The sequence below is a fragment of the Ruminococcus sp. Marseille-P6503 genome, from assembly GCF_900604945.1.
Classification (GTDB): Bacteria; Bacillota; Clostridia; order Oscillospirales; family Ruminococcaceae; genus FB2012.
This window is the reverse complement of record NZ_UWPB01000001.1, coordinates 439661-458560: the sequence shown is the minus strand read 5'-3', so window position 1 is coordinate 458560 and position 18900 is coordinate 439661. Positions and strand designations below refer to the sequence as shown.

The window sequence follows — 18900 nt, the reverse complement described above, 5'->3', positions numbered from 1 at the left end:
TCACGTGTGATAAAAGCCTTGCCAAAATAAAAAACACAGCTTTCCCTGCCGCGCGGCGGAGAAAGCTGTGCAAAATATCAATATTCAATGCTCTGATTCCGTAAACGCCCGGAATATTTTCACCCAAGCGTTTTTATACCGACCGCGTAGCCGGCGGATTTGTCCGGCGATAACAAGGAGAAATATTTAAATCCTTGCAACTCCGGAATCCCTAGCTGCCTGAGCAACAGCCTCTGCAACGGCAGCCGCAACGCTTCTGTCAAGAGCCGAAGGTATGATGTAATCAGCAGAAAGCTTATCGTCGGTAACGAAGGAAGCGATAGCCTTTGCCGCCGCGATCTTCATCTCGTCGTTGATGTCGCTGGCTCTTACGTCAAGAGCGCCTCTGAAAATTCCCGGGAAAGCAAGAACGTTGTTTATCTGGTTGGGGAAATCGCTTCTTCCTGTTCCGACAACCGCGGCTCCGGCTTTCTTTGCAAGGTCCGGCATGATCTCCGGAGTAGGATTTGCCATCGGGAAAAGAATCGGATCAGGAGCCATGCTCTTTACCATTTCCTCAGTTACGCAGCCCGGCGCGGATACTCCGATAAATACGTCGGCGCCTTTAAGAACGTCTGCAAGAGTACCCTTTCTCATTTCCTTATTCGTTATCTCAGCCATTTCCTGCTTCTCGGCGTTAAGACCCTCTCTGCCCTTGTAGATAGCGCCGGAACGGTCGCACAGAACAACGTCCTTAAGACCCATTGAGATAAGCAGCTTGATGATTGCGATACCCGCCGCGCCTGCTCCGCTTGTAACGACTCTTATCTCGTCAAGCTTCTTTCCTGTAAGCTTAAGAGCGTTAAGCATCGCGGCAAGAGTTACAACCGCGGTTCCGTGCTGGTCGTCGTGGAAGATAGGAATATCGCAGCACTCCTTCAGCTTTCTTTCGATCTCAAAGCACCTCGGAGCAGAAATATCCTCAAGGTTGATTCCGCCGAAGCTGCCCGCAATAAGCTTTACGGTATTTACAATATCGTCAACCTCCTTTGAGCGAACGCAGAGCGGCACTGCGTCAACGTCGCCGAAAGCCTTAAAGAGCGCGCATTTGCCCTCCATTACAGGCATACCGGCCTCAGGTCCGATATCCCCCAGACCCAAAACCGCCGTTCCGTCCGTTACTACGGCTACAAGGTTAGAACGTCTTGTAAGCTCATAGCTTTTATTTACGTCCTTCTGAATTTCCAGACACGGCTGAGCTACTCCCGGAGTATACGCCAGCGACAGATCGTCTCTCGTTTCCAGAGGAGCGCGGCAGATCACCTCTATCTTTCCTTTCCAGTCATAGTGAAGCTTCAGCGATTCCTTTGCATAATCCATTTCAATTCAAGTCCTTTCTATAAATTCAGGCGTCACCGCGCAATGACTGCGCACGAACTGCAGCGGTAAGAGCCGGCAAAGCGTATGCAGATCCGTCAAGCGGTCATTGTGCTGTACTGCCTTTATATCAAATTGACAGCTGATCAATTACAGATCTCAGAGCCTCCGAGCTCTTTACAAGCTTTTCCTGCTCTTCAGGAAGCAGTATCGGACAGAACGCTCTTTTTATTCCGCCGGCTCCTATAACGTACGGCAGACTCAGGCATACGTCCTTTGTTCCGTACCTGCCCTCGGTAAGACAGGAAACCGTGGCGATCGCTCCCGAATCGCGTATAATGCCCTCGCAAAGCTGCTTTACAGACATTGCAACAGCATAGTAGGTAGCGCCCTTCATTGAGATAACCTTTGCGCCCGCGGTACGAACCTCCTCCTCGATCTCCTCTCTTTTGATCTGCACGCCCTGCTGTGAAATGCTGCAGAAATCATCGATAGGCATTCCCGCAACCGAAACAAGCGACCACGGGATAACCGACGTATCGCCATGCTCGCCCAAAACGTAGCCGTGAACGTTCTGCGCGCTTACGTTTATATAAGAAGCAAGACAGGTTCTGAGTCTTGACGAGTCAAGCATTGTTCCTGAGCCGATTATTCTGTGCGGGTCGATACCGGATGATTTTACCGCGGCATACGTAAGAATGTCCACAGGGTTGCTTACAATAATATAAACCGCGTCCGGCGCAGCCTTAGCAAGATCCGGCATTACGCTGTTTATTATTCCTACGTTGGTTTTAGCAAGATCTATTCTGGTCTGTCCGGGTCTTCTTGCAATTCCGACAGTAATGATTACTATATCGGAGCCCTCGGCATCCTCAGCCTTTCCGCTGCGTATATCCGTTTCAGGACAAAAGGCCTTGCCCTGCCTTATATCCATTGCCTCGCCCTCTGCCTTTTTCTCGTCAATATCAACAAGCAGTATCTCCGAGCAGAGACCCTCAAGTGCCAGAGTATAAGCGATAGTAGCCCCCACGCTGCCTGTGCCGAGAACCGTTATCTTGGTTCCTCTTTTAGAAACAGCATTATTCAAACTAATTCCTCCTGATATTTATAAATTAATTAGAATCAGCCTTACAAAAGGCGATTCCTTATACTATAATAACACAAAACAGCTAAATGTTCAAGTAGAAGTATTATTATTTTAATATTAACAATATATAAATTTTTGATTGTGTTTTTATTTATATCATATTACCGTTTTCAGCCGGACAAATTAAAAAGAATATTTGTTTTTTTAATATCAGCTGTCCGCAAACCTGTAGCCTACTCCTATTTCAGTTGTAATAAATCTCGGCTTGCCGCCGCGCTTTTCTATTTTACGTCTGATATTGGCAACCAAAACCCTGATGGTCTGATAGCCGTCGGTCGTAGGAGTGTTCCACACCTTATCCTGTATGTTCTTATGGGTCATGACCTTTCCTCTGTATTCGATCATAATACACAGAATTTTATATTCCAAAGGAGTAAAATGAACCTCTTTTCCATGAACAAACACCTGACGCCGGCTGAAATCTACTGTCAGGTAATCAAGACTGAACTCCTTTTCAGGACTTTCCTTAGGAGTATACCGCCTGAATGCCGCCCTTATCCTTGCCATAACCTCGCCTGCGCCGAAGGGCTTCACTATGTAATCGTCCGCACCGCTGTCCAGAGCCAGGATCTTTTCATCCTCAGTATCACGTTCTGAGATTATAATAATAGGGATATCGGTTGACTCTCTCAGAGCGTCAAGTACCTTGATACCGTCAAAATCCGGAAGCTCCAGGTCAAGAAGAACCATATCGGCCATATTATTATAAAAAGTTGAAATACCGTCTATACCGTTTTCTGACGTTAAAACCCTGTAACCGTCTTTAATCAGCGCCATGCTTAAAAATTTCTGAATACTTTTATCATCGTCTATTATCAGTACCGTCTTAACCATTAGCTCTTCCTCCTTTTGATCAGGCGCATTTTTCACCATGCACTATTCTGCATAAATTCTGCGGCTTTTACAAATCCTGCATCGAAGTTCATTCCGCCGGACAGTCGGATACATAAATTTGTATCGCTATAATTTTTGTCCATTTTAGCCGGGTAAGTAACAAATATGTAGAAATTGTAACTGTCTTACGACTATAATATCATAAAATAAGCTTATTGTAAAGCACTTTTTTAACACTTTCAGTTAATATATACGACCTATTTATAATGAATTTATATAAACATTCCAATAATTAATCATATCAGCTGTAAAATTTAGTCTGATCGTAAAAAAATATCCTTATTCCGCCGTACAGCGTCATAAGGATATAAAGTAGTGTTTTTATTATTAATAAGCAGCGGAAAGTAAAGTTTTACAGCAGCTACTTTCTGAAAACAAACTCGTTAAGATCAAACAGATTCCTTTCCTTAAAGGCGTCGACAAACCAACCTGAATAATCGTGTTCAACTTTGAAAAATACCGCGTGTCTTCCGGTAACGCATTTGATACGTCCCTTGTATTCACCGTCGTGCATACCTACACGGCAAACGCCTATTTCCTCGCCGTTTTCATAGTCGTCTATAAGAACATGAACCGTACTGCTGCAGCCGCAGCCGCTTACGTTAAGGCATAGCTCCATAGTTGTTCCCGAAAAGTCATCTCCGAAATCAAAATACCTGTACCCGATAACCGAGCCGGTCTTTATATTGGTAACAGGTCTTGAAAAGCTGTTTTTTTCCGTAATAAAACAGCCGCCCTTCAGAACGCAGGCTATTTCCGCCGGAGTTACCTTATACGGATCAAGCGAAGCTTCAAAGCCAAGAGAGGTCATTTCAACCGGCTCTATCGTTCCGTCGGGTGATATTTCTATTCTTTCCGCGCAGGCTCTGCGGGACATTATCGTTCCGTTTGTCATTCTGTGATAGAAAATATACCACTGACCGTTGATACAGCAGAGCGAACCGTGGTTATTCCCCCCGGGATAATCCTTACCGTTGTCAATTATGTACCCCATTCTTTTAAACGGTCCATAGGGATTGTCGGCAATTGCGTAAAAAAGCCTGCTTCCCTTTTTCGGTGAATAAATAAGATAGTATCTTCCGTCTATCTTTCTGGGCGAGCTTGCCTCGAAAAAGTCATCGTCGTTATTTCCGGCAGGTATAACGTCAGGCTTGTACGAGCCTTTTACTATCTCAAACATATTGCCGGCATTAATCTCATTCATATGCGATCTTTCAAAGCCGTAATAAATATATACTCTTCCGTCGTCGTCCACCAGGACTCCGGCGTCGTTGAATATACCCTCGTCGCCCGCGTCGCTTTCGTCATATTTATATTTTGAAAGAAGTTTGAACGGTCCCTCCGGTCTGTCGCTTACTCCGACGCAGCCTCTGGAACCGACGATATAGGCATACAGATAGTATTTTCCGTCCTTACAGACAACGTCGGGAGCGTAAAGCTCGCGATCCGTCCACTCCGCGGTATCCGATTCATGATCGGCATCGCTTCTGCTGTGAAAGCTGTCGCCGTGGCACTGCCAGCTGTTCAGATCCTGAACCGAAGCAGACCATACCTTCAGCTTATAATCACAGAAAGAATCCGAGCCTGTTCTGTCATGAGAACCATAGAGATAAACTCTGTCGCCGAAAACTCTCGGCTCTCCGTCGGGAATATATTCCCACAGCGGCAAAATAGGATTAGGCATAAAAATCCTCCTTAATATACTTTCATTATTAACGCTTTCTCCGAAACGCAGTGCGGTAAGCGCCTTGATTTTCCCTCGTCAGGACAATACAAAAGCACCGTCCTGACGCTTTGTTACAGTATAGCACAGGACGGTGCGGTATTCAATAATTTTTTATTAACGACAGCCGCGGATACGCTGAACGAAGCTGTATATTGATTTATTTTCCGCTGTCTTTTAATTTTCTCATTACGCGGTAATAATCCTGCCGGGTTATTATATTTTCAGACAAGGCGTTTACCGCGTCTGCGGCGGGATAAATACTATTAAATATATGAAGCATAAAATCCTCTCTGTTCAAAATGTCTACTTTTTCTCCGTTTTTAAGCTTCATTATCATTTTATCACCGGCTTTATTTAGACTGTTTTTCCTGAATCGGCGGATATTATCCGATACCGTAAGTATACGTCTTTCTTACTCCGTATATTCACAAAAAAACAAAAAAGCCTCCGCAAACCCGATAAGGTTATGCGGAGACTCCGGCTTATGCTGTTTCTTCTGAAAAGTTTCCGGTATACAGCTGATAGTATTTGCCCTTCTTTGCTATAAGCTCGTCATGCGTTCCTCTCTCGATAATCCGTCCCTGCTCAAGAACCATAATACAGTCGGAATTTCGCACTGTCGAAAGACGGTGAGCTATTACAAAGGTAGTTCTGCCTGTCATAAGAGCGTCCATTCCCGCCTGAACAAGCTGTTCGGTTCTGGTGTCTATTGAAGAGGTCGCCTCGTCAAGTATCAGAACCGGAGGATCTCCTACTGCCGCTCTTGCGATAGCGATAAGCTGGCGCTGTCCCTGACTGAGATTTCCGCCGTCGCTGGTGAGAACGGTATTATATCCGTCGGGAAGCCGCTGAATAAACCCGTCCGCGTTAGCCAATCTGGCCGCCGCCATACACTCCTCGTCTGTCGCGTCAAGATTTCCGTAGCGGATATTCTCCATTACCGTTCCGGTAAACAGGTGAGTATCCTGAAGAACGATACCCAGAGTTTTTCTGAGGGCAGGCTTTTTGATCTTTGTGATGTTTATTCCGTCGTAGCGTATCTTTCCGTCCTGAATATCATAAAAACGGTTGATAAGGTTCGTTATTGTAGTCTTTCCTGCTCCGGTAGAGCCTACGAAAGCGATTTTCTGTCCCGGCTTTGCATAAAGCTTTACATCGTGCAGAACTATTTTTTCGTCATTGTAGCCGAAATCCACTCCGTCAAATACGACTTCGCCCACCATTCTGGTATATGTCACGGTGCCGTCCGCCTTATGCGGATGCTTCCAAGCCCACGTTCCGGTCCTTTCCTCGCACTCCTCAAGCTCGCCGTCCATATTATACTTAGCGTTTACAAACTCAACATAGCCGTCGTCCTGCTCCGGCGTTTCATCCATAAGAGCGAACAGCCGCTGAGCTCCTGCCGACGCCATTACAACGAAAGACATCTGCTGGCTTATCTGGGTTATAGGCTGCGAGAAGTTTTTGTTAAGTCCTACAAACGCTACAATTATTCCGAGCGTAAGTCCGGCATAGCCGTTTATTGCAAGCACCGCGCCGAGTATCGAGCATATTACATAGCTTATGTTTCCGATGTTGGCGTTTACCGGCATCATAATATTCGCATATTTGTTAGCCTCATTGGCGCTGTTTCTCAATCTGTCGTTAAGCTTTACGAAATCCTCAACGGCTTTATCCTCGTGACAAAACACCTTTACTACCTTCTGACCCTCCAGCATTTCCTCGATAAAGCCGTCAACAGCGCCCAGATCCTTCTGCTGCGCCGAGAAATGCACGCCCGATCTCTGCGACAGCTTATTGGTTACGCGAACCATGACAAAAGCCATCGCCACAGTAAGGACGGTCATCGGAATATTCAGCGTTATCATCGAAACAAAGGTCAAAATCAGCGTAACGGTCGAATTTATTATCTGCGGAATACTCTGGCATATAAACTGTCTCAGCGTATCAACATCGTTTGTGTACACCGACATTATATCTCCGTGAGGGTGAGTGTCAAAATATTTTATAGGAAGAGATTCCATGTTTGAAAACAGATCGTCCCTGAAATTTCTGAGCGTTCCCTGTCCTATATTGACCATAATTCTGTTATAGGAATAAGCCGCGACGATTCCTATGAGATAAATCAGTCCGAGCTGTCCGAGCGCCTTTGCAAGCGGTCCGAAATCAGGCTCGTGAGTTTTAAGCATAGGAACTATATAGTCGTCAACCAGAGACTGGGTGAACAGCATTCCCCTTATGGTAGTGACCGCCTGAACAAGTATGCAGACAACAACTACCGTAAACAGAAAAGCGTAATGCTTAAGCATATATTTCAATACCCGTCCCAGAACCTTGAGCTGACCCTTCTGCATCGGCTGTCTGCCCATTGCCCTTGCCTTTTTCATATCCATTATACGCTTCCTCCTTTCCTACGGCTGGTCAAAATCTCCGCCGCCCTTTATCTGGGACTCGTAGATTTCACGGTAAATTTCATTGGTTTCAAGCAGCTCCTCATGGCTTCCGAAGCCGTTTACCTTTCCGCCGTCAAGCACTATGATCCTGTCCGCGTCCTGAACGCTGGATATTCGCTGAGCAATAATAAACTTTGTAGTTCCCGGAATATGTCTGGCAAACGCCGCCCTGATCTTGGCGTCGGTCGCGGTATCCACCGCGCTGGTAGAATCGTCAAGAATCAATACCTTAGGTTTTTTCAGCAAAGCTCTGGCGATACAAAGTCTTTGCTTCTGTCCTCCGGATACGTTTGTTCCTCCCTGCTCTATATAGGTATTGTATTTATCGGGAAAGCTTTCAATAAAATCGTCCGCGCAGGCTGCTCTGCACGCCTCAATACATTCCTCGTCGGAAGCGTTTTCATTTCCCCATCTCAGATTCTCAAATATTGTTCCGGAAAACAGCACGTTTTTCTGAAGAACGACCGAAACCTGATTTCTCAGATACTCCATATCGTACTCCCTTACGTCCCTGCCTCCGACGCATACCGAGCCCGTATCAACATCGTACAGTCTGCTGATAAGATTTACAAGGCTGGTTTTTCCGCAGCCGGTTGAACCGATTATTCCTATAGTTTCTCCCGAGCTTATATGTAAATCTATATCGGAAAGAACCTCCTTGCCCTCACTGTGCTTATAGGAAAAGAAAACGTGATTGAAGTCCACCGAGCCGTCTTTCATATCGGTTTTAGGCTCCTCGCAGTTGTGAAGCTCCGGCTTTTCTCTTAAAACCTCCGCAATACGCTTTATGCTGGCGCTGCTCATGGTTATCATAACGAAGATCATGGACAGCATCATCAGCGACATCATCGCGCTGGTTACATAAGTAAAAAGCGAGGTCAGCTCTCCTGTTCCCATATCTCCCGAAACCACAAGCTTTGCTCCGAACCAGCTGATAAGCATGATACAGCCGTAAACCGCCGTCATCATCGCCGGGTTGTTAAACGCCAGGATACTTTCAGCTTTTGAAAACAGCTTATAAAGATTTCCGGAAGCTTTGCCGAATTTCTGCTTCTCGTAATCCTCTCTTACATATGCCTTTACCACTCTGACAGCCGAAACATTTTCCTGAACGCTTGCGTTTAAGTCGTCGTATTTTCTGAAAGCGACGTTGAATATCTTCATAGCTCTCAGCATAATGAGCAGCAGTATAACCGCGAGAAATACGATAGCCGCCAGGAAAATAAGGCTCATTTTCAGACTGATGAAAAAGCACATCGCCATGCTGCATATAAGCATAAGCGGAGCGCGCACAGCGATCCTTATAACCATCTGATAGGCGTTCTGAACGTTGGTAACGTCTGTAGTCATTCTTGTTACCAGTCCGGCAGTACTGTATTTATCAATGTTTGAAAAGGAATATTTCTGTATTCTCCTGTAAATTGCTTCTCTCAGGTTGCAGGCAACTCCTGTCGACGCCTCGGCAGCATATTTTCCGGCAAGTATTCCCGCCATAAGGCTTATCATTGCGGCAACTATCATCAATCCTCCGTAAAGGTAAACGTTTGACATATTGCTCTTTTCGATTCCCTCGTCAATTATCTTCGCCATTATAAAAGGCAGAAGGACCTCCATGAATACCTCCAGCGCCGAAAACAGCGGAGTTAAAAAAGAGGCTTTCTTATACTGTTTTATCTGAGCGATAATTTCTCTCATTAATATTTCCTCCTCCGGTTATTTTTGCTGTGCTGTCAATCATTTTTCTCTGAAGCCTATCCATAATTTCAAGCTCGCTTTCGGAAAAATCGAAAAATACGCAGTTTTCAATCCACTTCATACAGCTTTCTATATCCTCGCGCAGAGCAAGCGCCTTGGCAGTCACGGCTATATTTTTCTGTCTTTCGTCACAGCCGCAGCTTTCATAAGTAAGATACCCGTTGACTCTCAGCTTTTTTATAAGCCCGGAAACCGTAGCTCTGGATATATTCAGATACTTGTGTATGTCCGTTGAACATACATCATTACTCTGATGATCCAGAATATACATCAGAACATGGCTCTGAGCGGCGGTAATCCCCTTATCTGCCATCAGGCTGTTTATCGTGCTTTCGATCTTTAGGTGAATGAATTTTGAATTCTTCAGAATAGATTCTTTTTTGTTATCACACAAACTATTAACCTCCTTACTGATTCAAAGCTAACATTTATCTTTATAAATAATACAACATTTTTACTTGAAAGTGAAATTCAAATATGTTATAATCAATAAGAAAGTTTTATAGTTAATAATTATTTAATTTTATTTGTTCATATTCAACAAAAGGGAAAGGATGTATTTTTGTGAATACTGTGCAGCTTGAATGTTTTCTTGCAGTTGTAGAGCATCTTAATTTTTCCAAGGCAGCTGAATCAATAAATATAACCCAGCCGGCGGTAAGCCACCAGATAAATTCATTGGAGGACGAGCTAGGAGTGAAGCTTTTTACGCGCACAAGCAAAAGCGTAAGTCTTACGCGCGAGGGAATACAGTTTATTTCCGACGCGGAAGCGATAATGAAAATAGCTATGACAAGCAGAGAACGCCTGACACGCTCAAGAGCCGAAAAACCGGTCAGGATCGGGATCGGCTGTCATAATCAGGCAGAGCTTGATATGCTTCCGCCGATACTGAAAAAGCTGTCGGAGATATACCCGCGCCTGCTGCCGTCGATCCATGTCGTACCCTTCAGATCTCTTGACAATATGCTGTCTGACGAAAAAATTCAGGTCATGATGGCTTTTACCGAAAAGCCGGAAGATGAAAACAGCAGCGTTTACACCGAGCTCTGCCGATGTCCTATAATGTGCATATGCTCAAAAGATTATCCCTTGGCATCTCTTTCATCGGTCGACGTAAATAAGATTTCCGGGAAAGCGATTCTTATAGAAAGACATAAATGCTCCAACATTGTTTTTAAAAATCAAAGCCGGATCGTTACTAACAATTCCGCTGACAGTATTTATTACTGCGACAGCTATGAAACAGGTATTGCTATGGTAAAATCCGGAACCGGATTTATGCTTTTTCCCAAGCTGCCGAATATGCGCGATCCCGAACTTAGTTTTATTCCTGTCACCGATACGAAACCGGCTTCTTTCGGATTATTCTATAAAACCGCTCATGGAAATCCCGTTCTCAAAGGCTTTATTTCCTCCGCCTTGGAAATACATTCCCCCGGCAGTCAGCGCGCATAGCTTTATACAGCAATCAGAGCGTGTTCAGCTTTATGCGAACACGCTCTCGTACAAAAACGCAGTGCGGTCATTTTCAGGCATTGCCTGTAAACAGACCGTTTTTTTATTTTACTTAAATTATGCAGCCGCAGACCGCCTGCACTAAAATTTCCGCCCATATGCCATATGTTCAAAACATCTGCCGTTTTCTCGTCGAAACAGCATATGCTCTTTTGAAGGCTTCATATCCCTCCGAATCACAGCGTTTCTTCAAAGAAAGCCTTTATCTTTTCAGCCGCCGTATCCTCGTCCTCGCCCTCAACATTTACAGTAACCGTATCGCCGCACTTGATGTTCATTCCCATAAGCATCATAAGCTTTGTAGCATTAACCGACTTGCCGTCTTTTTCAACGGTAACTACGCTTGAAAATTCCTTGGCAAGCTTTGCAAGCTGTCCTGCCGGCCTTGCGTGGATTCCTATTTCGTCCTTAATCGTGTAATTGAATGTTTTCATAAAAAAATACCTCCTGAAATTTTATTCCGCCGCTTTAATCAAAAAGCGGCTTTGTATTGATATACGACCGCCTCATACGGGCGGAGTCTGCCGTCTGTCTGCACGCTGATGTCGGGATAATTTCCAAGACGTCCCGACATTCCTGTCAGCAGCTTTGCAAAATCTCCGTAAACAGTTTCCGGCGTCAGATTGCAAAGAACGATCATCTCCCGATTTCCGAGACTGCGGCGATAGCAGAAAATATCCTCCCTCTCAGAATATAAAAACTCAATGTTTCCTTCTCCAATCAGAGGTTCGTTTTTCCGCAGCTCAATCAGCGACTTAAAATAAGCAAATACCGAATCCTTTTCGTTCTGCTGCCGCTCCGCGCATATACCCTTGGAATCCTCTGAAAGTCCGATCCACGGTTCGTTTTCAGAGAATCCAGCGTATCGGCTGTCCGTCCACTGCATCGGCGTTCTGCCGTTATCTCTGGACCGCTGGGAAAGTATCTCCAGCGCGTCTTTATCAGACAGTCCCTTCTGCGTCAGAATGTTATAATAGTTGCGGCTTTCCACATCGCGGTACTGACCCACGCTGTCAAATCCGGCGTTTTTCATTCCCAGCTCCTCGCCCTGATATATATACGGCGTTCCCCGCATGAGATACATCAGCGTCGCCAGCATTTTAGCCGACTCCTTCCAGTAAGCGCCGTCATCGCCGAAACGCGATACCGTTCTCGGCTGATCGTGATTGCACCAGAACAAAGCGTTCCAACCGCCGTGCGTCTGCATTCCAAGCTGCCATGTCTCCAGAATATCCTTCAGCTTACGGTAATCTACCGGCTGAAGCTCCCATTTATCTCCGTTTCGGTAATCAACCTTAAGATGATGAAAGCTAAAGGACATATTAAGCTCCTTCTCCCGCGGGCTTGTATAGCCAATGCAGTTTTCCAGAGAAGTAGAGGACATTTCGCCTACCGTCAGAACATCGTCCAGTCCGGCTTCACGGTGCAGCTCTTTAAGATATTCATGCACCTTTGGCCCGTCCGTATAAAAACGTCTGCCGTCGCCCGTCAGGTCGTTTTCCAGAACAGCGGGCTTTGAGATAAGATTTATTACATCGAATCGAAATCCTTTTACGCCCCTGCTTTTCCAGAACCGTATAACATCTTTCAGCTGACCGCGCACCTCAGGATTCTCCCAGTTCAGATCCGCCTGCGTTTTATCAAAAAGGTGAAGATACCATTTTTTCAGGTGCGGAACATATTCCCATGCGCTGCCGCCGAATTTTGACTGCCAGTTTGTAGGCGGCTCATCCGGACTTCCGTCGCGGAAAATATAATAGTCCAGATAGCGCGGATCGCCTTTCAGCGCCTTTTGAAACCACTCATGCTCCGTGGACGTGTGATTGAACACCATATCCAGCATAACGCCGATACCAAGCGATTCCGCTTTTTTTATAAGAGCGTCAAAATCCGCCATTGTGCCGTACATCGGCTCGATCTGCCGATAATCTGATATATCGTATCCGTTATCCCGCTGCGGCGAGCGGAAAAACGGCGTTATCCAGATATAGTCGGCTCCAAGGCCGCGAATATAGTCCAGCTTCCGCGTAATACCGGGCAGGTCGCCGATACCGTCGTTGTTACCGTCATAAAAGGATTTCGGATATATCTGATAAACCGTAACATTTTTGAAATTCATGCAATACCTCCGCTTATTCCCAGGCTATCAGTTTGGTTTCTCCCGCAATGCAATCCATTCCGGAGGAGAACTGTATCTGCTGCGCGGAGCCTTCCTCGGTCACGCAGATCACCGTTGTAGTAGGATGTCCGGCAGCCCTGATTTTTTCAGGTGAAAATTCAATCAGCTTGTCGCCCTTTTTCACATGGTCGCCGACTGAAACAAACATCGTAAAGCCGTCGCCGTTCATATCCACGGTATTTATCCCGACATGGATCAGGATCTCCATATCGTTTGACAATTTCAGACCGCAGGCATGATTGCTGTCTTCCATCACCACGCTCACCTCCGCGTCGCAGGGGGCTGTGATAACATTGCCCTGCGGCTCTACCGCTATACCGTCGCCTAGTATTTTCTGCGAAAACACATCGTCAGGTACCTCAGAAATCGGGATCACCTTTCCTGAAACCGGAGCGTAAACCGAATTCGTCGCTTCCTCCGGCTCTTTCTGACTTTCCGGCGCCGCGGCTGATTCCGTTTCAGACTGCTGTGATCCTATGGCTTCCGCGGCAAGCTTCTTTTTTCCGACGATAAACGTAAGCACAAAAGGAACGATAATGGAAATAGCCATACAAAGAAGGAAAATGCTCCAGAATTCTGTCTTTATCGAAAGGATCCCGGGTATTCCGCCTACGCCGATACTGAAAGCCTGAACGCCGAAGCCGACAGATACCATTGCCGCCGCCGCAGAGCCGATCATACCGCAGAAAAGCGGAAATCCGTATTTTAAGTTGACACCGAACAGCGCCGGCTCTGTAACTCCAAGATAGCAGGAGATGAGCGCCGGTATATTGATCTGCTTTGCCTGATTATTCTTTCGCTGAAGCACCGCCATTGCCAGCACTGCGGAGCCCTGCGCGATATTGCTCAGCGCGATCATAGGCCATAAGATCGTTCCGCCGTACATTGTTGACAGCGTAGTGTCAATCGCGTTCGTCATGTGATGAAGCCCGGTCATTACGACAGGTGCATACAAAAGTCCGAATACTCCCGCGAAAATCACGCCGTAATTCGATGTCAGGCCGTTGTAAACCACATTTGCGATTCCGTCGCCGATCTTCCAGCCGATGGGTCCAACTACCGTATGGGCTATTATAACCGCCGGCACAAGAGAACAGAACGGCACGACGATCATGCTTATTACATCGGGACATATTTTTCTGAAAAGCTTCTCAAGATAAACCAGTACAAAGCCTGCCAGAATAGCGGAAATAACCTGTCCCTGATATCCGATCATCTGCACCTGCGCAAATCCGAAATCCCATACCGGAATATCAGACGCGTTCGTCTGCGCTACGGAAAATCCGTTAAGCAGCTGCGGAGATATCAAGGTCAGTCCAAGAATTATACCCAGAATCTGAGTGGTCCCCATTTTCTTGGTAATTGACCAGACGATCCCTACAGGAAGCAGATGGAATACCGCTTCTCCGATCAGCCACAAAAAGCTGTACAGCCCCGCCCAGAACTGTGAAATATCAGCAAGGCTTTTTGTCCCGTTTTCAAAAAAATTGATCTCGCCGATAATATTCCTGAAGCCCAGAATCAAACCGCCGCAGATAAGCGCCGGAATAATAGGCGCAAAAATTTCGCCGAGATTGCTCATTATCCGCTGCAGCAAGCTCTGGTTGCTCTTTGCCGCTTCTTTCGCGGCTTCCTTATTTACGCCTTCAATACCTGCGCCCGCGGTGAATTCCTTGTAGAATTCCGACACATCGTTTCCGATGATCACCTGAAACTGTCCCGCCTGCGTAAAGGTTCCTTTTACAGCAGACAGCTCTTCTATTGCTTTTGTATCCGCAAGCTTAGCGTCTGCCAGCACAAACCGCATACGAGTCATACAATGCGTCACCGCTTTGATATTTCGGGTCCCGCCGACAAGGTCCAGCAGCATAGCCGCGTCCTTCTGGTATTTTCCCATATGAATCAACCGTCCTTTCAATCTAACCTAATTTTGTATCAGAAACGCTGAAAGCCCTTTTTGGCGCTGACATACCGTCAGTCAATTTCAGTATCTGATCCGTCCGGCTCCTTCTTCATTGACTATATTATAACTTGTTTAAACAAGTTTGTCAAGCCTTTTTTTATGACCCGGAAAAATTTGTTGACAAAGCACAAAGTATCTGCTATAATTTTATTGAACTTGTATAGACAAGTTTGAACACAGTAAAGATTTATTATCCAAATGGTCAGAGTTTTCATATGGGTTCTCTTTAAATTACCCATAAATATATATTATACGAGGAAAAGATATTTATGCCGAAGAGCAAATATGACACAATTTACCGGATTCTTCAGGACAGAATCCAAGACGGAACATATGCCTGCCGGCAGCTGATGCCTTCAGAAGCGGCGCTGACAGCTGAATTTCAATGCTCCAGAAACACTGTGCGCAGAGCGATAGAACTGCTTTCATCAGAAGGATTGGTGCAGTCTGTGCACGGAAAGGGAGTCGTAGTTATATACGAGGCCGAAAAACATTCTATATTTTCATTGAATAAGATCGAGTCCTTTACCGAGGCTTCCGCCAGAAACAAGCTGAATTATCAGACAAAAATTCTTTTGTTTTCCGAGCTGAGAACAGACGACCATATAAACCGGCGGACCGGATTTCCGATCGGCTGCGATATATATTATATCCAAAGATTGCGATATATTGAGGGCGTTCCCCTGATTGTCGATCACAATTATTTTCGCAAGGACGTTGCCGTCGGTCTTACTGAAGAACTGGCGCAGGGCTCGATCTATGCTTATCTGGAAAAAACGCTGGGAGTTGTCATTACCACGACAAAACGTATCATAAGGGTAGATCCAATCACAGAGCATGATGAAAAATATCTGCAGCTTGACGGATGCAACTGCGTTGCCGCGGTAAACAATTCCACATATAACAGCGACGGCGTAATGTTTGAGTTTACGCAGTCACGTCACAGTCCGAAGTATTTTGAATTCCATGAAATTTCACACCGAGGCGGCTGAGGCAGCGATTGCTTGCAGATACGTCGGACGGTCTGCTTTCAGCAAATACAAAGAAAAAGATATTTTGCACGGAAAAACAAAAAAGCCCGCCGAGGCGGGGCGCTGCAAAAGAGCGTGCCTACATAATTCTGCGTTTTCAGAATCATGTAAGCACGCTCTGATATTTATTATTACCGTACATCATTCCTTATTTTTCTCTGAGCGATACAAACGGCGGACGTTTAATCAAACACCTTGTTTGAAATTTCGGGGAATATCTCAAGGCTCCGTTTCAGAATTCCGTTCATATGCGCTATAGCCGTACCGTAATTTGTAATAGGTACTCCGGCGTCGCACGCGCATTTTATCCGGTATTTCATCTCCCGTTCGTTAAGCATACAGCCTCCGCAGTGAATTATCAGACTGTATTTTGAAAGCTCAAGAGGAAATTCGGTTCCGCTGGTGAACTCAAAGCTGATATTTTTACCCGTATGCTTTCTGATCCAGCCAGGCAGCTTTACCGTACCAATATCCTCACACTGACGGTGATGAGTACAGCCCTCAGAGATAAGCACTGTATCTCCGTCTTTAAGACCGTCTATCTTAACCGCTCCCTTTGCCTGAACCTCAAGATTGCCTTTATGGCGCGAGAATAATATTGAAAACGAGGTAAGGCATATGTCCTTCGGAGTGTCCTCTGAAACCTTGGCAAAGGCTTGTGAGTCCGTAACGACATACCTGGGCTTTTTGCCTAAATCACGCAGGACGCCGGATAACTCATGCTCACGGCATACTACAGAGGTGCAGCCGCATTCCAGCAGCTCTCTTATCACCTGCTGCTGAGGAAGAATAAGCCTGCCTTTAGGCGCCGCCGAGTCTATCGGGACTACAAGCACAACAAAATCGCCTTTTTCAACCTTGTCGGCAATTACAGGAAACTCATGGGTCTTCCGCGGAACAAGCTTAGCTATACGCTCCTTAAGCTCATATATATTTGCGCCCGTTACCGCGCTGACCGCGATCTCGTCTTCGCAAAGCATATCGGGAACCCTCAGATCCGATTTATTGTAAACGACGATATAAGGTATTCCTTTATCACGAATCCGTTTTATTATCGTTTCATCGGCCTGAGTCCTGCCCTGACTGCCGTCTATGACAACAACCGCAATGTCCGTCTTGTTGACAGCCTGCAACGCCTTCTGAACCCTGAGCTTTCCCAGCTCTCCTTCATCGTCAAGCCCGGGCGTGTCGATAATTACCACAGGGCCAAGCGGAAGCAGCTCCATTGTCTTTGATACCGGATCGGTCGTAGTTCCCGGAACGTCGGAAACAATAGACAGCTTTTGTCCGGTCACGGCATTTATAACGCTGGATTTACCGGCGTTTCTTCTTCCGAAAATACCTATATGCACTCTGTCCGCCGACGGAGTTGTATTCAGACTCATAGTATGTTTCCTCCTTGAATTTCAATGCGCCGATAACAGATCAGAATCTGAAATCTCTTCTGCCAAGATGAATACTTTCTATATACTCAGCTGCAAGCTTTCTTGCCTTCTCGTTAGGTATCTTTTTAAGCTCCTCAGCGATAAGCTTCTCTCCTACCGCCTTTGTTTCCGGCGAGGCGTAATCCTCCAGATACTCCTTCAGGGTCATCAGAGCGTTGGGGTGACAGCAGTTCTGTATCTGACCCGTTTTACACAGGCTCATAAACCTATCGCCGGTTCTTCCCTCTCTGTAGCAGGCAGTGCAGAAGGACGGAATATAACCAAGATCCATCAGCCACTTTACGACCTCGTCGAGAGAACGCTGGTCGGAAACGTCAAACTGCTCCGTATCATGAGGTCTTTCATCGGGAGCGTAGCCCGCATAGCCGCCTACGGAAGTTCTCGAGCCGCCGGAAATCTGAGAAATACCAAGACTCAGTACCTTGTCGCGGCAGGTTTCATTTTCTCTTGTGGAAATGATCATTCCAGTATAAGGAACAGCTATCCTGATGCAGGCGATTATCTTGGCGAAAGTTTCGTCGTCAATGCTGTTGTCGAAAACATCCGGATCAATATCGTCCGCGTGCTTAACTCTGGGAACGCTGATAGTATGAGGGCCTACTCCGTGAACTGCCTCAAGGTGCTCGGCGTGCATAAGCAATCCGGCAAATTCATACTTATAAAGCTCCAGACCGAAAAGAACGCCTAAGCCTACGTCGTCGATACCGCCGTCCATAGCTCTGTCCATCGCCTCCGTATGATAAGCATAGTTGTGCTTGGGGCCTGCGGGATGAAGCGTTTCATAGCTTTTCTTATGATACGTTTCCTGAAACAATATGTAGGTTCCTATGCCCGCTTCTTTCAGCTTTCTGTAATTTTCAACGGTAGTCGCTGCAATGTTTACGTTTACTCTGCGTATTGCTCCGTTCTTATGCTTGATAGAATAAATGGTATTTATACATTCCAGAATATACTCAATGGGATTGTTGACGGGATCCTCTCCAGCCTCGATGGCAAGACGCTTGTGACCCATATCCTGCAAAGCGACGACCTCCCTCGCTACCTCCTCCTGAGTAAGCTTCTTTCGAGGAATGCTTTTGTTCTGATAATGATAGGGACAGTACACGCACTTGTTCACACAGTAGTTTGAAAGATACAGCGGAGCGAACATAACTATTCTGTTTCCGTAGAAAGCCTGCTTGATTTCCCTTGCCAGACTATACATTTTCTCTGTCATCTCGGGAATATCGCAGGCAAGCAGTACGCTGGCCTCCCTGTGTGAAAGCCCCGCGCATTCAATACCTTTCGACGTTCTTCTCGGTCTTGCCTTGTCAAGTATCTCCTCGATCAGCTCGCGGTTATGCTTGTTTTTCTCCGCATAATCAAGCGTTTCAAGTATTTCCTCATGATTGATGAATTCTTCCGCTTTCAAAGATTTAGGGTCGTACATATCC

At 46.0% G+C, this 18900-nt stretch carries 15 protein-coding genes; 2 read left to right on the top strand and 13 right to left on the bottom strand.

Translation table 11 applies throughout. The features are described 5' to 3' along the window. Positions 1-186 precede the first annotated feature (186 nt). From EIH25_RS02090 to EIH25_RS02055, 8 genes are all read right to left on the bottom strand, one after another. Complete coding sequence (locus EIH25_RS02090) at positions 187-1359, bottom strand: NADP-dependent malic enzyme (RefSeq protein WP_124098268.1); 1173 nt, start codon at positions 1357-1359, stop codon at positions 187-189. Between the two features lie 127 nt (positions 1360-1486). Beyond that, positions 1487-2443: an L-lactate dehydrogenase gene (locus EIH25_RS02085; protein ID WP_124098267.1), complete on the bottom strand. Its 957-nt coding sequence runs from the start codon at positions 2441-2443 to the stop codon at positions 1487-1489. A 210-nt stretch (positions 2444-2653) separates the two neighbouring features. Further along, positions 2654-3337: a response regulator transcription factor gene (locus EIH25_RS02080; RefSeq protein ID WP_124098266.1), complete on the bottom strand. Its 684-nt coding sequence runs from the start codon at positions 3335-3337 to the stop codon at positions 2654-2656. 421 nt (positions 3338-3758) lie between these two features. Continuing rightward, a complete protein-coding gene (locus EIH25_RS02075) occupies positions 3759-5081 on the bottom strand; it encodes a family 43 glycosylhydrolase (protein WP_124098265.1) in 1323 nt (440 codons plus the stop codon). A 199-nt stretch (positions 5082-5280) separates the two neighbouring features. Further along, complete coding sequence (locus EIH25_RS02070) at positions 5281-5460, bottom strand: hypothetical protein (RefSeq protein ID WP_124098264.1); 180 nt, start codon at positions 5458-5460, stop codon at positions 5281-5283. Between the two features lie 145 nt (positions 5461-5605). Next, entirely contained in the window at positions 5606-7516 is a 1911-nt protein-coding gene (locus tag EIH25_RS02065; protein ID WP_124098263.1) for an ABC transporter ATP-binding protein, read from the bottom strand. 18 nt (positions 7517-7534) lie between these two features. Next, positions 7535-9271: an ABC transporter ATP-binding protein gene (locus EIH25_RS02060; RefSeq protein WP_124098262.1), complete on the bottom strand. Its 1737-nt coding sequence runs from the start codon at positions 9269-9271 to the stop codon at positions 7535-7537. Then, positions 9237-9725 (bottom strand): MarR family winged helix-turn-helix transcriptional regulator, encoded by a 489-nt coding sequence (locus EIH25_RS02055; RefSeq protein WP_124098261.1) that lies wholly within the window; start codon positions 9723-9725, stop codon positions 9237-9239. The genes EIH25_RS02060 and EIH25_RS02055 overlap by 35 nt, the downstream gene beginning before the upstream one ends. A 170-nt stretch (positions 9726-9895) precedes the next feature. Between EIH25_RS02055 and EIH25_RS02050 the strand changes: the two genes are divergently transcribed. Further along, positions 9896-10789: a LysR family transcriptional regulator gene (locus EIH25_RS02050; RefSeq protein WP_124098260.1), complete on the top strand. Its 894-nt coding sequence runs from the start codon at positions 9896-9898 to the stop codon at positions 10787-10789. Positions 10790-11025: 236 nt separating this feature from the next. Here the strand turns inward: EIH25_RS02050 and EIH25_RS02045 are convergent, their stop codons facing one another. Genes EIH25_RS02045 through treP form a run of 3 tightly spaced genes read right to left on the bottom strand, consistent with a single transcriptional unit; the run spans position 11026 to position 14925 of the window. Then, on the bottom strand, positions 11026-11283 hold the full coding sequence (locus tag EIH25_RS02045) for an HPr family phosphocarrier protein (protein WP_124098259.1): 258 nt from the start codon (positions 11281-11283) through the stop codon (positions 11026-11028). 38 nt (positions 11284-11321) lie between these two features. Beyond that, positions 11322-12968 (bottom strand): alpha,alpha-phosphotrehalase, encoded by a 1647-nt coding sequence (treC, locus tag EIH25_RS02040; protein ID WP_124098258.1) that lies wholly within the window; start codon positions 12966-12968, stop codon positions 11322-11324. 13 nt (positions 12969-12981) lie between these two features. Then, positions 12982-14925: a PTS system trehalose-specific EIIBC component gene (gene treP, locus EIH25_RS02035; protein ID WP_124098257.1), complete on the bottom strand. Its 1944-nt coding sequence runs from the start codon at positions 14923-14925 to the stop codon at positions 12982-12984. 335 nt (positions 14926-15260) lie between these two features. Here treP and EIH25_RS02030 point away from each other — a divergent pair, with 335 nt between their 5' ends. Next, positions 15261-15983 (top strand): GntR family transcriptional regulator, encoded by a 723-nt coding sequence (locus EIH25_RS02030; RefSeq protein WP_124098256.1) that lies wholly within the window; start codon positions 15261-15263, stop codon positions 15981-15983. Between the two features lie 221 nt (positions 15984-16204). Here EIH25_RS02030 and hydF read toward each other — a convergent pair whose 3' ends face one another. Together hydF and hydG are read right to left on the bottom strand one after the other, a co-directional pair. Then, a complete protein-coding gene (hydF, locus tag EIH25_RS02025; RefSeq protein ID WP_124098255.1) occupies positions 16205-17407 on the bottom strand; it encodes a [FeFe] hydrogenase H-cluster maturation GTPase HydF in 1203 nt (400 codons plus the stop codon). Positions 17408-17447: 40 nt separating this feature from the next. Next, positions 17448-18896, bottom strand: a complete 1449-nt coding sequence (hydG, locus tag EIH25_RS02020; RefSeq protein WP_124098254.1) for a [FeFe] hydrogenase H-cluster radical SAM maturase HydG — start codon at positions 18894-18896, stop codon at positions 17448-17450. Between the last annotated feature and the right edge of the window lie 4 nt (positions 18897-18900).

Excerpts from the sequence above, each read along its gene's own strand:
- EIH25_RS02090 (WP_124098268.1), bottom strand. The coding sequence starts at position 1,359 with ATGGATTATGCAAAGGAATCGCTGAAGCTTCACTATGACTGGAAAGGA.
- EIH25_RS02080 (WP_124098266.1), bottom strand. The coding sequence starts at position 3,337 with ATGGTTAAGACGGTACTGATAATAGACGATGATAAAAGTATTCAGAAA.
- EIH25_RS02075 (WP_124098265.1), bottom strand. The coding sequence starts at position 5,081 with ATGCCTAATCCTATTTTGCCGCTGTGGGAATATATTCCCGACGGAGAG.
- EIH25_RS02070 (WP_124098264.1), bottom strand. The coding sequence starts at position 5,460 with ATGATAATGAAGCTTAAAAACGGAGAAAAAGTAGACATTTTGAACAGA.
- EIH25_RS02065 (WP_124098263.1), bottom strand. The coding sequence starts at position 7,516 with ATGGATATGAAAAAGGCAAGGGCAATGGGCAGACAGCCGATGCAGAAG.
- EIH25_RS02060 (WP_124098262.1), bottom strand. The coding sequence starts at position 9,271 with ATGAGAGAAATTATCGCTCAGATAAAACAGTATAAGAAAGCCTCTTTT.
- EIH25_RS02045 (WP_124098259.1), bottom strand. The coding sequence starts at position 11,283 with ATGAAAACATTCAATTACACGATTAAGGACGAAATAGGAATCCACGCA.
- treC (WP_124098258.1), bottom strand. The coding sequence starts at position 12,968 with ATGAATTTCAAAAATGTTACGGTTTATCAGATATATCCGAAATCCTTT.
- treP (WP_124098257.1), bottom strand. The coding sequence starts at position 14,925 with ATGGGAAAATACCAGAAGGACGCGGCTATGCTGCTGGACCTTGTCGGC.
- EIH25_RS02030 (WP_124098256.1), top strand. The coding sequence starts at position 15,261 with ATGCCGAAGAGCAAATATGACACAATTTACCGGATTCTTCAGGACAGA.
- hydF (WP_124098255.1), bottom strand. The coding sequence starts at position 17,407 with ATGAGTCTGAATACAACTCCGTCGGCGGACAGAGTGCATATAGGTATT.
- hydG (WP_124098254.1), bottom strand. The coding sequence starts at position 18,896 with ATGTACGACCCTAAATCTTTGAAAGCGGAAGAATTCATCAATCATGAG.